Genomic DNA, 15,851 nt, shown 5'->3' on the forward strand with positions numbered 1-15,851 from the left:
GGCGCATATCCGGCGATCCGGCAGCCGTCCGCGGGTCCACTCAGGTCTTGTCCAGCCATCGGGTCAACCGCGCCCGCACCCGTTCGGTGAGGCGCGAGGCACGGTAGGCGTCGGTGGCGGCGCGGATCACTTCGGCCTGCGTAGGGTAGGCATGGATCACGCGCTCAAGCCTGCGCAGGCCCAGGCCGGCCTCCATCGCCAAGGTGAGGCCGTTGATCATGTCGCCCGCGTTGCGGGCCACCACGGTGGCGCCAAGGATGCGGTCGGTGTGGTCCTGCACGTGGATCTTCGCGAAGCCCTCCCGTTCGCTGTCTATCACCGCGCGATCGATTTCGTGCATGGGTACGGTGTAGGTCTTCACGGGAATGCCGCGACGGTTGGCCTCGCGCACGTAGAGGCCGACGTGGGCGATCTCGGGATCGGTGAAGGTGCACCACGGAATCACCAGCCGGCTGAGGCGTTCGCTTCCGCGGAACAGCGCGTTGGACACCGCCAGGCGCGCGGCGGCCGCCGCGGCATGCGCGTATTTGTGTTCCATGCATACGTCGCCGGCGGCATAGATGCGCGGATTGCTGGTGCGCAGGAAGTCGTCCACCCGCACGCCCGAGGCGCGATTGCATTCCACTTCCGCACGCTCCAGGTCCAATCCGTCCACGTTGGCGACATGGCCGATGCCGGTGAGGATCGCGTCCACCTCGACGGTGCTGTGGTAGTTGTCGCTGACCATCTCGACGAACCGCGTTTCCCCCTGGCCGCGCACGGCGGTGATCCGGTTGTTCAGGCGGATGGCGATGCCGTCCCGGGCCAGTGCATCGGAGAGCAACTGCGCGGCGTCGCGTTCCTCGCGCGGCAGGAACAACGGGCGGTCCTGCACCAGGGTGACTTTCGCACCCAGTCGGCAGAACGCCTGCGCCATCTCGCAGCCCAGCGGGCCGCCGCCGATCACCAGCATGCGCGGCGGCAGCGTGGTGAGGTCGAATATGTTTTCGTGGGTGAGGTAGCCCGTTTCGACCAGGCCGGGAATCGCGGGAATGTTCGGACGCGCGCCGGTGGCGATCAGCGCCTTGGCGAAGTGCAGCATCGTGCCGTCGACACGCAGGCAATCGGTGCCGGCAAAGCGCGCCTCGCCAAAAAAAAAGTCGATGCCCGAAGCCACCAATCGCCGCGCACTGTCGTCATCGGCGAGGCGGGCGCGGATGCGCTGCATGCGTTCCATCGCGCGGCCGAAGTCCGGCGGCGCCGTTTCATCGGACACGCGGGCACCATAGCGCGCCGCGTCGCGCAGATCGGCGCACAGGCGTGCGGTACGGATCAGTGCCTTTGAAGGTACGCAGCCGGTGTTGAGGCTGGTCCCGCCGATCTGTGCGCGCTCCAGCAGCGCCACCCGTGCACCTGCCGCGGCGGCGGCCCGCGCAGCGGCTACGCCGGCGGGGCCGGCGCCGATCACCACCAGGTGATAGCGCGATGCAGGTTCCGGATTGCGCCACTGCGTCGGATGCAGGTGCCCGGTGCGACGGAGCTCGACCTCGTCCTGCGGAAGGGAAGGGGCTGCAGTCGTCATCGGCTCGTTTCCGGCGCGACATTCTCCAGCCAACCGCCACGGAAGCCCGCGCGCCGCAGTCCGCGCACCAGCCAGGGATTGCGGCGCATCAGGCGCCAAGGCAAGCCGCTGCGGTGATTCTCTATCATCATCGCCACGATGCCCTGGTCCAGCCCGTAGTGCCCATCCGACACCCAGGGCCGGCCATGGCTGTCGGCCAGTGAGGGATTGAAGCTGGCAGCCAGGCGATCCCCGCTGAGCATCTCCGGGTACTGCGCCAGCATGTGGCGCAGCCCCTGCAGTGCCAGCTGCGGTTCGAATGGCAGCGAGGCCAGTACGGCCGGTGCCGACACGGTGCCGTCGTCCGGGCCGTAAGGAACGCCGCGCGCCGAATAGCCGAACAGGCGATGCGGTTCGCCGCAGGCATCCAGCCGGCCCTCACTGGGGCCGTCGCACGCCGACAGTCCCCAACACGATTCGCCGTAACCCGCGAATCCGTTCGGATTGCGCCGGGCGTATTCGCGCTGCACCAGCGCTGCCCGGCGGCTGTTTTCGAAATAGTCGCAGCGTTTCTCGTGCATGAAGCGGTCGCGGATGCCGCGGAAATCGATCCACGCATGCGAGTAGTGGTGCACGAACAGCGGTCCGGCATAGAGGAAATCGTGGCCGTACAGGTTTTCCCACTGGTAGGTGAGCGTCCACGCGCGGTAACACTCGTCGGTGATGGCATGGGCGGGCGAACCGGCCGCCAGCGCGTACAGCACGATGGCCTCGTTGTAGCCATCCCAGCCGTAGTGCAGGAAGCCGCATTCCGGCTTCCAGCCCTGGCGTATCGTGGACTTGCCGTCCTGGGCCCAGTGCCAGTCCACGCGCAGGTATATCTCGTCCGCCAGCTCGCGCACGTCGCGTTCGGCCGCGGCATCCGTATCGAAGTATTCACGTGCGGTCAGCATGCCGGCAATCAGCATGGCGGTGTCGATCATCGAAAGCTCGCATGTCCAGGTGCGTCCGCCGGTGTGCATGTCGAGGAAGTGGTAGTAGAAACCCTTGTAGCCGGTGGCATCCGGGCGATCGCTCTGCTCGCTGGCGCGAAAGAAGCGCAGCGCCGCCAGGCTGCGCTGGAGCGCTTCGGCGCGCGACATCCAGCCGCGTTCCACCGCAACCGGATAGCACGACAGTGCGAAGCCCGTCACTGCGGTGCTCGACGGCGAGCCTTCGCGCGAGGTGTCCGCCATCAAGCCGTTGTGCGGATTGCCTGCCTGGGTGAAATAGTCGCAGGCTGCGCGCTGCAGGCGGTCGAGCAGAGACTCGTCGTCCAGCGCGTCGAGGGACGGCCGGCCGGCAGCGGCAGAGGCGGGCGTGGCGGAATATTTTTCTGACATGCAGGGCCAGTAGACGTGAACCGCCTTGCAGCATGCCGCAGCCATTGCATGGAGCATGTGTAGAGGACGCCTAGCCATCGCTTTCACGCCACATTTCTGAGCGGGCCGTAGGCTCGGGTTCTTTCTGCATGCGCGGCCTGAGCTTGGCCGTGCGAAGGATCACCGACCGATCATGGCCTCGTCTTCCCGCGTCGCGCATCCCGTCTTGTGGCTTTCCAACGGCCGTCTCGCCAGCTTCGTGAGCGCTGCCGGCACGGGCGGTTGCCAGTGGAACGGGCAGGCGGTCACACGCTGGCGCGGGGATCCCGTTGGCGATCCCTGGGGCAGCTATGTGCTGCTGCGCGACGAGGACAGCGGCGAGGCCTGGTCCACCGCAACGCAACCGCTGGGTGGAGAGGCGCAGGAATTCGCCGTGGAATTCCATGCTTCCCATGCACGTTTTATGCGCTGTCACGGCATGCTCGAAAGCGTGCTGGACGTCGCCGTGCATGGCGATTTGGACGCGGAGCTGCGTCACCTCACCGTGACCAACCACGGTGACCGGTCGCGCGATCTTTCGCTCACGTCGTATGCGGAATGGGTGCTGGGACCGGCCAACGAAGACGCCACGCATCCGGTGTTTTCCAAGATGTTCGTGCAGACGGAATGGGCGGCCGATGCCGGCGCGTTGCTGGTCACCCGTCGTCCGCGCACGCCGGACGAGACGCGCATGTGGGCTGCGCATGCCATGACCCTCGAAGACGGGGCACCGGGCGCCGAGGCACACGAAAGCGACCGCATGCGCTTCCTTGGGCGCGGTCACACGCTGCACGATGCGCTTGCGATGCGCGCGGGCGCGACGCTGTCCAATCGCACCGGCTGCATGCTCGACCCGGTGCTCAGCGTGCGTCGCCGCGTGAAGCTGGCGCCTGGTGAGCACATCAGCCTGTGTTTCTGGACCGCACTGGCCGACAGTCGCGATGGCGTGTTGTCGCTGTTGCGCTCCTTGCAAACCCCGGGTGCCGCCGATCAGGCACTCCGCAGCGCCGAGGCCCGTAGTGCGTCGCGACGTCGCGCGTTGGAGATCGACGAAGAACAGGCCGCGCGCTTCGATGCCCTGGTCGGTCCGATGCTCTATGCAGACATCGCCTGGCGCGCGCCGACGGACGTGCTGGCGCGCGGGCAGGGCGGCGCGCCGGCACTGTGGAGCGCTGGCATTTCCGGCGACCGTCCCATCGTGCTGCTGCGACTGACGACCAAGGCCGCACTTGAACGCGCGCGCGAACTGCTTAAGGCCCAGCGCTACTGGCAGGCCATGCAATTGGGTGTGGATATGGTGTTGCTGGACTGCGCGGACGGTGCTTTGCACGACGTGCTGCAGCCCATGACGAAAGCCCAGACCGAGCAGCTCAAGTCGAAGGATCTCGCGCATGCGCAATGCTTCGCGCTGGACGACAAGACCTTGCAACCGGCATTGCGCGATGGCCTTCGCACCGTCGCGTGCATCGAGCTGGATAGCACCTCACCGTTGCCGGCACCGCTGCGTGGAACGATGAAGGTGGCTGGTGCGCTCTCGCAGCGCGCACATGTTCCGCCGGCACCTGCGCCCTCGTCGACGCAGGCGGCCACGCAGTCGCGCGAATTCGACAATGGTCTGGGCGGCTTCGTGGACGGCGGCCGCAGCTATCAGGTCGAGCTGATCGGCGAACGCTGCACGCCGGTGCCGTGGATCAATGTGCTGGCGAACCCGCAATTCGGCTGCCTGGTCTCGGCCGAAGGCGGCGGCTATGCGTGGTCGCAGAACAGCCAGCAGAACGCCTTGACGCCCTGGCCGAACGATCCCGTCTCCGACACTCCGCACGAAGTGCTCTACCTGCGCGACGAAGATCGCGGCCTGCTGTGGAGCGTCACCGCCGCGCCGATACGCGTGCCTTCGGCGCATTACCGCGTCACGCATGGCAAGGGCTGGAGCCGCTTCGAGCATATTGCGCACGACGTCGAGGTTGAGCTGCTGCAATGCGTACCCACGCACGACACGGTGAAGCTCTCGCGGCTGCGCCTTCGCAACCGCTCGGCGCAGTCACGTCGGCTGTCGGTCACCGGCTATGTGGAATGGGGTTTGAGTGCCAACGGCGTCGCCGGCGCGCCCTTTGTCGTGACCGAACGCGACACCTCCGGCGCCTTGTTTGCGTGCAATGGCTGGCGCGAGGAGTTCGGTACGCGCGTGGCCTTCGTCGACCTGGGCGAAAAGGCGGCCGTCTGCACTGGCGATCGGCTGGAGTTCCTCGGCCTCTATGGCTCGGTGGGGCGGCCGGCCGCATTGCTCGAGCAGGGTGAGCTGTCCGGCCACACGGGGGCGGGATTCGATCCCTGTGGCGCGCTGCAGGCTGTGCTGGAACTGCAGCCGGAGGGAGAGGCCGAACTACTGTTCATCCTTGGCGATGCCGCGTCGCACGAGGACGCGCGCGCACTGGTGCGCCACTATCGGGAGGCGGGCATCGACTACGCACTGGCGGAAGTGCGCGCGCAGTGGGATGCCATGCTCGATGTCGTGCAGGTGCGCACACCCGATCGCGCCATGGATCTCCTGCTCAACGACTGGCTGCCGTACCAGGTGCTGGCCTGTCGCCTGTGGGCGCGCACCGCGTACTACCAGGCCAGCGGCGCGTACGGCTTTCGCGACCAGTTGCAGGACATCATGGCACTGTGCACAAGCCGGCCCGACGTCGCGCGCGAACATCTGCTGCGCGCCGCCGGCCGTCAGTTTCCCGAAGGCGATGTGCAGCACTGGTGGCTGCCGCCCACCGGCAAGGGCATCCGTACCCGCATCAGCGACGACCGCCTATGGTTGCCGTTCGTCGCTGCGCATTACGTGGAAGTCACCGGCGACACGGCCGTGCTCGACGAGTCGCTGCCCTTCCTGAAGGGCGATCCGATCCCGCAAGGTGCATCCGACGCGTTCTATCTGCCCCAAGCTTCCAGCGATTCCGCCAGCGTGTATGAACACGCTGCGCGCGCCATCGATTCAAGCCTGACCACCGGTGCGCACGGCTTGCCGCTGATCGGCACCGGAGACTGGAACGACGGCATGAACAGTGTCGGCGCACAGGGCCGTGGCGAAAGCACCTGGATGGCCTGGTTCCTGATCGCCACCATCGATGCGTTCGTGCCGCTGGCGGAGTCGCGAGGCCAGGACAAGCGCGCCACACACTGGCGCCAGCATGCCGACGCGTTGCGCGGGGCCATGGACGGCGATGCCGGTTGGGACGGCGCCTGGTACCGGCGTGGGTACTATGACGAAGGCACCCCATTGGGTTCGCACCAGAGCGCGGAATGCCGTATCGATACCATCGCGCAATCGTGGAGCGTCCTCGCCGGCGCCAGCGACCGCGCTCATACCGAGACCGCCATGCAGGCCGTGCGTCAACAATTGCTGATGCCTGACGCGGGCATCGCACGGCTGCTTACGCCCCCGTTCGACCATACCGACAAGAACCCCGGCTACATCAAGGGTTATCCGCCAGGTATCCGCGAAAACGGCGGACAGTACACGCACGGCGCCGTCTGGTCGGTATTCGCCCTCGCCAGGCTGGGGCAGGGCAACCATGCCGGCGAACTGTTCGACCTGCTCAATCCCATCCGTCACGCAGACACCGCCGCAGCATTGGAACGCTATCGCGCGGAACCATACGTGGCCTGTGCGGATGTCTATTCGGTCGAGCCCTGGATCGGTTGCGGCGGCTGGACCTGGTACACCGGTTCGGCTGGCTGGCTGTATCGCGCCGGCGTGGAAGCCATCCTCGGCTTCCACCTGCAGGGCAGCCGGCTGCAATTGTCGCCATGCCTGCCGGCTGCGTGGCCGTACCTGGAGATGCGCTACCAACGCCGTGCTTCCGACGGCCTCGTCACCCGCTATGAGATCGGGGTGGACAATCCGCACCGCTGCCAACACGGCATCGCCAGCGCCTCGCTGGACGACAAGGCATTGGCGATTATCGGCGGTGTGCTATGCGTTCCCCTGGTTGATGACGGCGCCATTCATCGCATCCATGCGGTGCTTGGTGCCTGACGCGGTCTCGACGGACGGCCAGAAGTGACTCAAATCAAAAAGGGCTGCATCCTCTGATTTGGTGAAGAGGACGCGACCCAACAACGGCTGTCATATCACGGTGAAACCAGCCTCGATCAGGGCAGGGTGCCGAGGGCGATCAGGGTCGCCGCAAACACCGCCTGCCCTACGTTGGCCATACGCATCGCTTGATCCTCTCGGTGCTGTTGCGGCTAAAGGTTACGCAAAGGCGCGGAAAGCGGACTCCGCGTCGCTCATGCATTAAGAGCAGCGAAGTTGCTTCAGCGGGCTCCGCCAATAATTTCAACAATTTCGACCGCCTGGTTGATGGGACTTCCGGCCCTTGCGCGCACCTGCCGTTGGTCGCGATGATCGGGCGCTTCAACCGGTTGCATTCGATGCTCCGGCAACGCCCACGGGAAGACAAGGCCTGGTTATGGAACTGGAACCTGAGGTACACGCGCACTCGCACAAATCAGGACACAGCCTGGTCGATCTGATGCTGGCCTTGAGCGCGCTGGTGCTCTCCGTCGTTTCGATGATCATCGCCATCGAGAACCATCACGCCATGAAGCAGTTGGTCATGGCCAACTCGTGGCCTTACCTGCGGCACGAATCCAGCAACGTCGGCAGCAGCGGCGACGCGGTGGCGCTACTGGGGCTTACCAATGCCGGTGTCGGCCCGGCCTTGATCGAGAAGTTCACCGTGAGCTATCAAGGAACGCCCATCAAGACCACTACCGACCTGTTGCGCCACTGCTGTGTCAAAGATGCTGGCGATGTCACTGCGATGAAAGCCAACATGATCACCGGCAGCATGAACGGGCGTGCCGTGGCTGCCAGGGAGTCTGCCTATTTTCTGCAGATGAAGAGGCCAGGCGAGGGGCCGATGCTTGACCACTGGAAAGCGCTGGACGATGCCAGGGAGCATGTTTCGGCAGCGGTTTGCTACCGATCGGTGCTCGGCGATCACTGGGTCACCACCAGCGACGACTTCCGGCCCAGACAGGTGGATTCCTGTGATGTGTTGCCCGGGCCGGCCTATCAGGAATAGCGACGGACGCATGGACGGGTTCATCCGGTGACCACTACGAAGTGGCTGAGTTGGGATGCCGGGGCGACCAGGGGCGCCGCATACGCTGAGCTAGCAGTACGCCATTGCTTCATTCTTTTCCCGGTGATGCCTCGCTGTGCCCCGCAGTGCACTGCTCGTCCGTAGCAGCCATTTATGCCAGCGTTAATGATCTTCCCGATCAAATCGCGGACTGACGGTACACCCACGATCCAGCGAGTCTTGGCAGAACCGATGGCGTGTCCGCGGTGCCGGTGTACGGAGGTCAGGTCAGCGAGTTGACGATGGGTGGCACCCATTTGTGGGTCACCACTACGGATGCCGCGGTGACCCCAAGGTGACCCCGACCCCCCAGAAACACAAATCCCAGCGCATGGCTGGGATCGTGTAGGGCTTTGATATTACTGGCGGAGAGGGTGGGATTCGAACCCACGGTACGCTTACACGTACGCCTGATTTCGAGTCAGGTACATTCGACCACTCTGCCACCTCTCCGGAAGCTGTCGCGTGGTCTGCGCGAGCCGGCGATTTTACGTGCTGGCCGGGGCTGTGGCAAGCGCGACGGGTCGGCTTGCCGCGCCTGCCGTGAGGTTTAGCCGGCCTTCTTCTTCGCCAGCCGCAGCCAGGTGTCGACCACGGTGTCCGGGTTGAGCGACACGGACTCGATGCCCTGGTCCATCAGCCATTCGGCCAGGTCGGGATGGTCGCTGGGGCCCTGGCCGCAGATACCGACGTACTTGCCCTTGGCGCGCGCGGTCTGGATCGCCATCGACAGCAGCTTCTTTACCGCCGGGTTCCGCTCATCGAACAGGCTGGCGACGATGGAGGAATCGCGGTCCAGGCCCAGGGTGAGCTGGGTGAGATCGTTGGACCCGATCGAGAAGCCGTCGAAGATCTCCAGGAACTCTTCGGCTAGCAGGGCATTGGAGGGCACCTCGCACATCATGATGACCTTGAGGCCGTGCTCGCCCTGCTTGAGGTGGTTCTTCGCCAGCACCTCGACCACCTTGCGGCCTTCGTCGAGCGTGCGCACGAACGGGATCATCACCCACACATTGTCCAGCCCCATCGTCTCGCGCACGCGCTTGACCGCCTTGCACTCCAGCCCGAAGGCCTCGGCGAAGCTGGGGTCGACGTAGCGGCTGGCGCCGCGGAAGCCGATCATCGGGTTCTCTTCGTGCGGCTCGTAGCGCGAACCGCCGAGCAGGTTGGCGTACTCGTTGGACTTGAAGTCGCTCATGCGCACGATCACCGGCTTCGGGTACACCGAGGCGGCGATGGTGGCGATGCCTTCCGCGAGGCGATCCACGTAGAACTCGACCGGGCCGGTGTAGCCGGCGATGCGTTCGTCGATCTTCGCGCGGGTCTCGGCATCCTGCTTGCCGTATTCCAGCAGCGCCTTCGGATGCACGCCGATGTGGCTGGCGATGATCATCTCCAGGCGGGCCAGGCCGATGCCGGCGTTCGGCAACATGCCGAAATCGAAGGCGCGCTCGGGGTTGGCCACGTTCATCATGATCTTCAGCGGCGCTTCGGGCATCGCGCCGAGATCGGCGGTGACACGTTCGAATTTCAGCTGGCCTGCGTAGATCGTGCCTGTGTCACCTTCGGCGCAGGACACGGTGACGTCGGCGCCATCGGGGATGGTGTCCAGCGCGTTGTGCGTACCCACTACGGCCGGCACGCCCAGCTCGCGCGCGATGATCGCCGCGTGGCAGGTGCGGCCGCCGCGGTTGGTGACGATGGCGCTGGCGCGCTTCATCACCGGCTCCCAGTCGGGGTCGGTCATGTCGGCTACGAGTACGTCGCCGGGCTGCACCTTGTTCATGTCGGCCAGCGAGCGGATCACGCGTGCCTTGCCGGCGCCGATCTTCTGGCCAATGGCGCGGCCCTCGGCCAGCACCTTGCCCTTCTCGCTGAGATGGAAGCGTTCGAGCTGGGTGGCGTGCGCGCGCGACTTCACCGTCTCCGGGCGCGCCTGCACGATGTAGAGCTTGCCGGTGTTGCCGTCCTTCGCCCACTCGATGTCCATCGGACGGCCGTAGTGCTGCTCGATGATCAGCGCCTGCTTCGCCAGCGATTCCACGTCGGTGTCGTTGATGCAGAACTTGCGGCGCAGTTCGGCGGGCGTCTCCTCGGTCTTCACGCGCTCGCCGGGCTGGTTCGAATAGATCATGCGCAACTGCTTGGCGCCGAGATTGCGGCGCAGCACCGCAGGCTTGCCGGCTTTCAGCGTGGGCTTGAACACGTAGAACTCATCAGGGTTCACCGCGCCCTGCACGACCATCTCGCCCAGGCCGTAGCTGCCGGTGACGAACACCACGTCGCGGAAGCCCGACTCGGTGTCCAGCGTGAACAGTACGCCGGAGGCGCCCACGTCCGAGCGCACCATCAGCTGCACGCCGGCGGAGAGGAACACGTTCTCGTGGGCGAAGCCCTGGTGCACGCGGTAGGCGATGGCGCGGTCGTTGTACAGCGAGGCGAAAACTTCCTTCACCTTGTGCAGCACGTCCTCGATGCCGACCACGTTGAGGAAGGTCTCCTGCTGGCCGGCGAAGCTGGCGTCGGGCAGGTCCTCGGCGGTGGCAGAGGAGCGCACGGCTACGGCGATGTTGTCGGCGCCGGCGTCCTTGCACAGCTTGGCATAGGCATCACGGATCGCCTGGTCGAGGTCGGAAGGCAGCGGCGTCTCGGTAACCCACTCGCGGATTTCCTTGCCTGCCGTGGTCAGCGCGTCCACGTCGTCCACGTTGAGGTCGGCGAGGCGCGCGGCGATGCGCTTGGCTACGCCGCTCTTTTCCAGGTACTGCTGGAACGCGTCGGCGGTGGTGGCGAAGCCGCCCGGCACGGACACGCCGAGCTTGGCGAGATTGCCGATCATTTCGCCGAGCGACGCGTTCTTGCCGCCGACCTTGGCAAGGTCGGTCATGCGCAGTTGGTCGAGCCAAAGCACCAGGTGGTTCAAGGCAATCTCCTAGAGGGAAGGGCGATAAAGAGTGGAATGCACGCGCAGCGAAGGCCCGAAGCGGGCTGCAAAGGATTGGTATTGTCCGCTGTCGATGGTGCGTGGCACAAGAAGACCAATGCCAGCCGGCGTCGCGCCAACTGCATACCAGTCAGGCGGCGGTCAAGCGGCGACAGCATCCGGACCTTGCGATATGGTGCGAGACAGACAGATGACACGGCCTTCGGACTTCCCATGCAGCGCACGGTTTTCTTCATATCCGACTCCACCGGCATCACCGCGGAGACGATAGGCAACAGCATCCTCGCGCAGTTCGAGGGCGTGAGCTTCGACAAGCATCGCTTGCCCTTCGTCGACGACGCGGGCAAGGCCGAGGCGGCCGCGCTGCGCATCAAGACGCACTACGCGAAGAGCGGCGAACGACCCATCGTGGTCAACACCCTGGCGGACCGCGCATTGTGCGAAATCGTGGCCTCCAGCGGCGCGTTGATGCTGGACGTGTTCGCGCCCTTCATCGGTCCGCTGGAGGAGGAGCTCGGCGCCAAGCGTTCCGGCGCGGTCAACCGTTCGCACGGTCTGGTGGATTTCGACAAGTACGAGGCGCGCATCAACGCCACCAACTACGCGCTGTCGCACGACGACGGCATGGACGTGGACTACGCGCAGGCCGACCTGATCCTGGTGGGGGTGTCGCGCTCGGGCAAGACGCCGACCTGCCTGTACATGGCCTTGCATTACGGCGTCAGCGCCGCCAACTACCCCTTGACCGACGAGGATCTGGAAAAACTGGAACTGCCTGCACGCCTGCGGCCGTATCGCGATCGCCTGTTCGGCCTCACCATCGAGCCCGAGCGGCTGGCGCAGATCCGCGAACAGCGTCGGGCCGGCAGCCGTTACGCCACGCTCAAACAATGCCGCTGGGAACTGGAGCAGGCCGACCGGCTGATGCGCCAGGCCGGCCTCCCGTTTCTCAACACCACACACGTCTCGATCGAGGAGATCGCGAGCAAGATCTTCGCGAGCTTCGGTATCGAGCGCACCATGTACTGAAGCCGCACGGAGTAGTCAGCGCCCCATGAGTGCCGTACTCGACGATCGCCACAGTCTTCTGCCGGGACGCTTCGAGTTCCTGATGGGGCTGTACGCGGAGAATTACCACCGGCTGACGCGGCTGTTCGCGCCCCAGCAGCTGGCGCCGGGACAGTACGTATCGGACGTGGACGACAGGCTCAACGTGCACCTGTCGGTGCAGGAGCGCCATCCCTACACGCTGGAGCTGGAGCTCACCTACGATTTCGTCGATGCGCACACCGGCCGCCGCGCGCCGTCGGCGCAACTGCGCATGTATACCGACGCCCATGTGGCGGAGGCGCTGCATTGCCATCCGGGACGGCACCTGTGGCAGGTGCTTGGACCGTTCGCGCCGGCGCACACGGTTTTCCAGCATCGCCTGCAGATGAATGGCTTTCTCGCGCGCTGGCTGGAGTATCTGGCGGAGCAGGGGCATTCGGTGGGTACGCTGGAACCGTTCGAGCCACGCGAAAGCGACAGGGTGTAGCGACGCTTCGTAAAAAAAGCAGCCGTGTGCGGCTGTCTTTTGATACTGGCCTTCACGGACGAGTGCACAAATGCACAACAACAAAAAAACCGCCCGAAGGCGGCTTCTTTGTTGTTAGTGGCGGAGCGGACGGGACTCGAACCCGCGACCTCCGGCGTGACAGGCCAGCATTCTAACCGACTGAACTACCGCTCCACTTTGTTTACCAGCGTTGTGAGCCAACCTTGGCGTCCCCACGGGGATTCGAACCCCGGTCGCCACCGTGAAAGGGTGATGTCCTAGGCCTCTAGACGATGGGGACGTGTTTAGGTTGGTGGAGCCAGGCGGGATCGAACCGCCGACCTCCTGCATGCCATGCAGGCGCTCTCCCAGCTGAGCTATGGCCCCGCCGCTGGAAGCCGCAAAGAATAGGCACGGTTCGCATTTCCGTCAAGCTTTTTTTCAACAAATTTTCACGCAAGTGTCGAAGCGCGACGAGGTGCTTCGCGGAGCGCCAAGTGCGACGCATCGAAGACATCGCGATTAAGCTTCGGACCTGGAAGCTGCACAGAGGAAGACATGCACGAGATCGGCTTCATTCGCGACCTCGCCCTGGTGATGCTGGTCGCCGGCGCCACCACGATCCTGTTCCAGCGCCTGCGCCAGCCGGTACTGCTGGGTTACATCCTCGCCGGCGTGCTGATCGGCCCGCATACGCCGGGCATGCTGGTGGCCGACGCGCAAGCCATCGACGACATCTCCAACCTTGGCGTGGTGCTGTTGATGTTCACGCTGGGCCTGGAGTTCAGCGTGCGCAAGTTGCGCGAAGTCGGCATAGGCGTGCTCCTGGTGGCGGTGCTGGAAGTCGGGCTGATGCTGTGGGTGGGTACAGGCATGGGCCGCGCGTTTGGCTGGAAGGGTATCGACGCCCTGTTTCTCGGCGCGATCATTGCGTTGTCCTCCACCATGGTTGCCACGCGCACGCTGAAGGACACCGGCAAGCAGGCGGAGCCGTTCGCGAAGCTGGTGATCGGATTGCTGGTGGCCGAGGATGTGTTGGCCATCGTGATGCTGACCTTGCTCACCGCGTTGGCGGTGGGCGGCAGTGTGCACGCGGGAACCGCGTTCGCAGTGATCGGCCACCTGGGCTTGTTCGTGGTGGTGGGCATGATCCTGGGCCTGCTGCTGTTGCCGCGGCTGGTGGATTACGTGGCCGGCTTCGGTCGCGACGAAACCTTGCTGGTGAGCGTGCTGGGCATCTGTTTCGGTGCGAGCCTGCTGGCGGCGCAGATGGGTTTCAGCGTGGCGCTGGGCGCCTTTATTGCCGGTGCGGTGGTGGCGGAGGCGCGCAGCGTGGGGCGCGTGCTGCATCTGGTCGAGCCGTTGCGCGACATGTTCGCGGCGCTGTTCTTCGTTGCGATCGGACTGAAGATCGACCCGGCCATGCTGTGGCAATACGCGCTGCCGGCGTTGCTGATCGCCTGTGTGGTGGTCGTTGGCAAGACCCTGGCATGCAGCTTCGGCATCCTCGCCCTGGGGCACGACGCGCGCGCAGCGTTGCGATCGGGTCTGGGCATGGCGCAGATCGGCGAGTTTTCGTTCGTGATCGCCACACTGGGCCTGTCGCTGCATGTGACCAGCGACTTCCTGTATCCCATCGCGGTCGCGGTCTCGGTGCTGTGCATGGCGGCCTCGCCCTACCTCAACCGGTCGTCCGATCGTGTCGCCGATGGTCTGGCGCGCATCGTGCCGCGACCGCTGCACGTACTGCTGGACAGCTACAGCGGCTGGCTGGAAAACCTCGGGCCGGTGAACGAGAACGCCGCGTTGGCGGCGATGTTCCGGCGCCTGTTGTGGCACATCGCGATCAACGTGTTGCTGGTGGTCACGTTGTTCGTGATCGGTGCCTACGTGAATGCGCACGGTTGGGACTGGTTCTCGCGGTTCGGCATCCAGCGCGACCTGCGCCACGCGCTGATCTGGGCTTGCGCATTGTTCCTGTCGCTGCCGATGCTGATCGCGGTGTATCGAAAGGCCGAGGCACTCGGCATGCTGCTGGCCGAGTTGGGCATACGCGAGCGCTACACGGGTGCGTACACGCATGCGATCCGCAAGGTATTGGCGCGGATGATCCCCTTGGCCACGCTGTTCGCGCTGGCATTGCTGGTCGGTGCACTGGGGTCGGCGATCCTGCCGCCGCGCGGGGTGGCGCTGTCGCTGCTGGTGGCGCTGGTGGTGCTGGCGGTAGTGCTTTGGCGCACGCTCGTTAAGCTGCACGCACGCTTGCAGGCGGCCTTGAAAGAGACGCTGGACAAGCCGGAGCCGCCAGCGCCCGAACATTCCCCCTGAATTCCGGGGCTGCTGAACCTTTTCCCTGCTTGATTGTCGCAACTGCACCCGATTGCAAGCCCGGCGCGGGAACCCCACAATGGGCGACCATGCCCCTGCAGTAGGGGCCCGGCCGGCGGCACCGGCATATCCAAACACGAGGGAGTTCCGAATGAAGCATTTTCTGCGTCCTACGCTGACGGCGGTGGCGATGACCGCGGCGCTGGGCCTGTCGGCGGGTGCGTTCGCCGCCCAGACAACCGCCAAAGCGGCTAGCAGTGCCCCTGGCACGGTCGACAAGGCCAAAGCCAGCTACGTGGTGGGCTACCAGCTGGCTGGGCAGATTCCGGAGCCGATGCGCGCCGAGCTCGACCCCAATGCCGTGGCGAACGCGGTGAAGGCTGCGCTCTCCGGCCAGAAGCCGACGATGACCAATGCCGAGGCCGAAGAGGTGATGAAGCCCTTCATGGCCAGGGTCAAGGCCAATTACGAGGCCGAGCGGGCACAGGAGGCAGCCAAGAACAAGGCTGCAGGTGATGCCTTCCTCGCCAAGAACCGTACCCAGCCCGGCGTGAAGGTCACCGCCTCGGGCCTGCAGTACCAGGTCATCAGCCAGGGCACCGGCGCCCGCCCGGGCCCGAGCGACACCGTGAAGATCAACTACACCGGCACCCTTATCGACGGTACCGAGTTTGACGCTTCGTCCAAGCACGGCGATGCCCCGGCCGAAATCCCGCTGAGCGGCGTGATCCCGGGCTTCCGCGAAGGCCTGCAGCTGATGCAGGTGGGCGGCCATTACAAGCTGTACATCCCGGCGGGCCTGGCCTATGGCGCCGAGCCGCAGCCGCCGATGCAGCCCAACGAGACGCTGATCTTCGACGTGACGCTGGTCAGCACCAAGCCCACTCCGGCTGCCCCTGCCGGCAATGGCGGTCCCGGCGGTGGCGACAGCGGCCAGTAAGCGCTGTTGCTCAGTCCA

The 15,851-nt window shown here is 65.2% G+C and carries 9 protein-coding genes and 4 tRNA genes; 6 read left to right on the forward strand and 7 right to left on the reverse strand.

Features of this window, described 5'->3' with window-relative positions:
- Positions 1-40 precede the first annotated feature (40 nt).
- Together ISP25_RS00870 and ISP25_RS00875 are read right to left on the reverse strand one after the other, a co-directional pair.
- Positions 41-1,561, reverse strand: a complete 1,521-nt coding sequence (locus ISP25_RS00870; RefSeq protein ID WP_404611624.1) for a mercuric reductase — start codon at positions 1,559-1,561, stop codon at positions 41-43.
- Positions 1,558-2,922, reverse strand: coding sequence for a glucoamylase family protein (locus ISP25_RS00875; RefSeq protein ID WP_404611626.1), 1,365 nt, complete (start codon positions 2,920-2,922; stop codon positions 1,558-1,560). The genes ISP25_RS00870 and ISP25_RS00875 overlap by 4 nt, the downstream gene beginning before the upstream one ends.
- Before the next feature lie 172 nt (positions 2,923-3,094).
- On the opposite strand from ISP25_RS00875, the gene ISP25_RS00880 reads away from it, so the two are divergent.
- Together ISP25_RS00880 and ISP25_RS00885 are read left to right on the forward strand one after the other, a co-directional pair.
- The gene (locus ISP25_RS00880; protein WP_404611628.1) at positions 3,095-6,970 is read left to right on the forward strand and encodes a GH36-type glycosyl hydrolase domain-containing protein; all 3,876 of its coding nucleotides are present in this window, start codon (positions 3,095-3,097) and stop codon (positions 6,968-6,970) included.
- A gap of 343 nt (positions 6,971-7,313) precedes the next feature.
- Complete coding sequence (locus ISP25_RS00885) at positions 7,314-8,024, forward strand: hypothetical protein (RefSeq protein ID WP_404611630.1); 711 nt, start codon at positions 7,314-7,316, stop codon at positions 8,022-8,024.
- 423 nt (positions 8,025-8,447) lie between these two features.
- Here ISP25_RS00885 and ISP25_RS00890 read toward each other — a convergent pair.
- Both ISP25_RS00890 and ppsA read right to left on the reverse strand, forming a co-directional pair.
- Positions 8,448-8,537 (reverse strand) — tRNA-Ser (locus tag ISP25_RS00890).
- A gap of 97 nt (positions 8,538-8,634) precedes the next feature.
- On the reverse strand, positions 8,635-11,007 hold the full coding sequence (ppsA, locus tag ISP25_RS00895) for a phosphoenolpyruvate synthase (protein ID WP_404611631.1): 2,373 nt from the start codon (positions 11,005-11,007) through the stop codon (positions 8,635-8,637).
- Positions 11,008-11,241: 234 nt separating this feature from the next.
- Here ppsA and ppsR point away from each other — a divergent pair, with 234 nt between their 5' ends.
- Both ppsR and ISP25_RS00905 read left to right on the forward strand, forming a co-directional pair.
- Complete coding sequence (gene ppsR / locus ISP25_RS00900) at positions 11,242-12,057, forward strand: posphoenolpyruvate synthetase regulatory kinase/phosphorylase PpsR (RefSeq protein WP_192157664.1); 816 nt, start codon at positions 11,242-11,244, stop codon at positions 12,055-12,057.
- A gap of 25 nt (positions 12,058-12,082) precedes the next feature.
- Complete coding sequence (locus ISP25_RS00905) at positions 12,083-12,565, forward strand: DUF1249 domain-containing protein (RefSeq protein ID WP_192157662.1); 483 nt, start codon at positions 12,083-12,085, stop codon at positions 12,563-12,565.
- 118 nt (positions 12,566-12,683) lie between these two features.
- Here the strand turns inward: ISP25_RS00905 and ISP25_RS00910 are convergent.
- From ISP25_RS00910 to ISP25_RS00920, 3 genes are all read right to left on the reverse strand, one after another.
- Positions 12,684-12,760, reverse strand: a tRNA-Asp gene (locus ISP25_RS00910).
- Positions 12,761-12,790: 30 nt separating this feature from the next.
- Positions 12,791-12,866 (reverse strand) — tRNA-Glu (locus ISP25_RS00915).
- Between the two features lie 10 nt (positions 12,867-12,876).
- A tRNA-Ala gene (locus tag ISP25_RS00920) sits at positions 12,877-12,952 on the reverse strand.
- Positions 12,953-13,123: 171 nt separating this feature from the next.
- On the opposite strand from ISP25_RS00920, the gene ISP25_RS00925 reads away from it, so the two are divergent.
- A complete protein-coding gene (locus ISP25_RS00925) occupies positions 13,124-14,893 on the forward strand; it encodes a cation:proton antiporter (RefSeq protein ID WP_192157660.1) in 1,770 nt (589 codons plus the stop codon).
- Between the two features lie 151 nt (positions 14,894-15,044).
- Complete coding sequence (locus ISP25_RS00930; protein WP_192157658.1) at positions 15,045-15,833, forward strand: FKBP-type peptidyl-prolyl cis-trans isomerase; 789 nt, start codon at positions 15,045-15,047, stop codon at positions 15,831-15,833.
- The last annotated feature ends 18 nt before the right edge of the window (positions 15,834-15,851 follow it).

The sequence above is a fragment of the Rhodanobacter hydrolyticus genome (assembly GCF_044904645.1).

Excerpts from the sequence above, each read along its gene's own strand:
- ISP25_RS00875 (WP_404611626.1), bottom strand. The coding sequence starts at position 2,922 with ATGTCAGAAAAATATTCCGCCACGCCCGCCTCTGCCGCTGCCGGCCGG.
- ISP25_RS00870 (WP_404611624.1), bottom strand. The coding sequence starts at position 1,561 with ATGACGACTGCAGCCCCTTCCCTTCCGCAGGACGAGGTCGAGCTCCGT.
- ISP25_RS00930 (WP_192157658.1), top strand. The coding sequence starts at position 15,045 with ATGAAGCATTTTCTGCGTCCTACGCTGACGGCGGTGGCGATGACCGCG.
- ISP25_RS00925 (WP_192157660.1), top strand. The coding sequence starts at position 13,124 with ATGCACGAGATCGGCTTCATTCGCGACCTCGCCCTGGTGATGCTGGTC.
- ppsR (WP_192157664.1), top strand. The coding sequence starts at position 11,242 with ATGCAGCGCACGGTTTTCTTCATATCCGACTCCACCGGCATCACCGCG.
- ISP25_RS00880 (WP_404611628.1), top strand. The coding sequence starts at position 3,095 with ATGGCCTCGTCTTCCCGCGTCGCGCATCCCGTCTTGTGGCTTTCCAAC.
- ISP25_RS00905 (WP_192157662.1), top strand. The coding sequence starts at position 12,083 with ATGAGTGCCGTACTCGACGATCGCCACAGTCTTCTGCCGGGACGCTTC.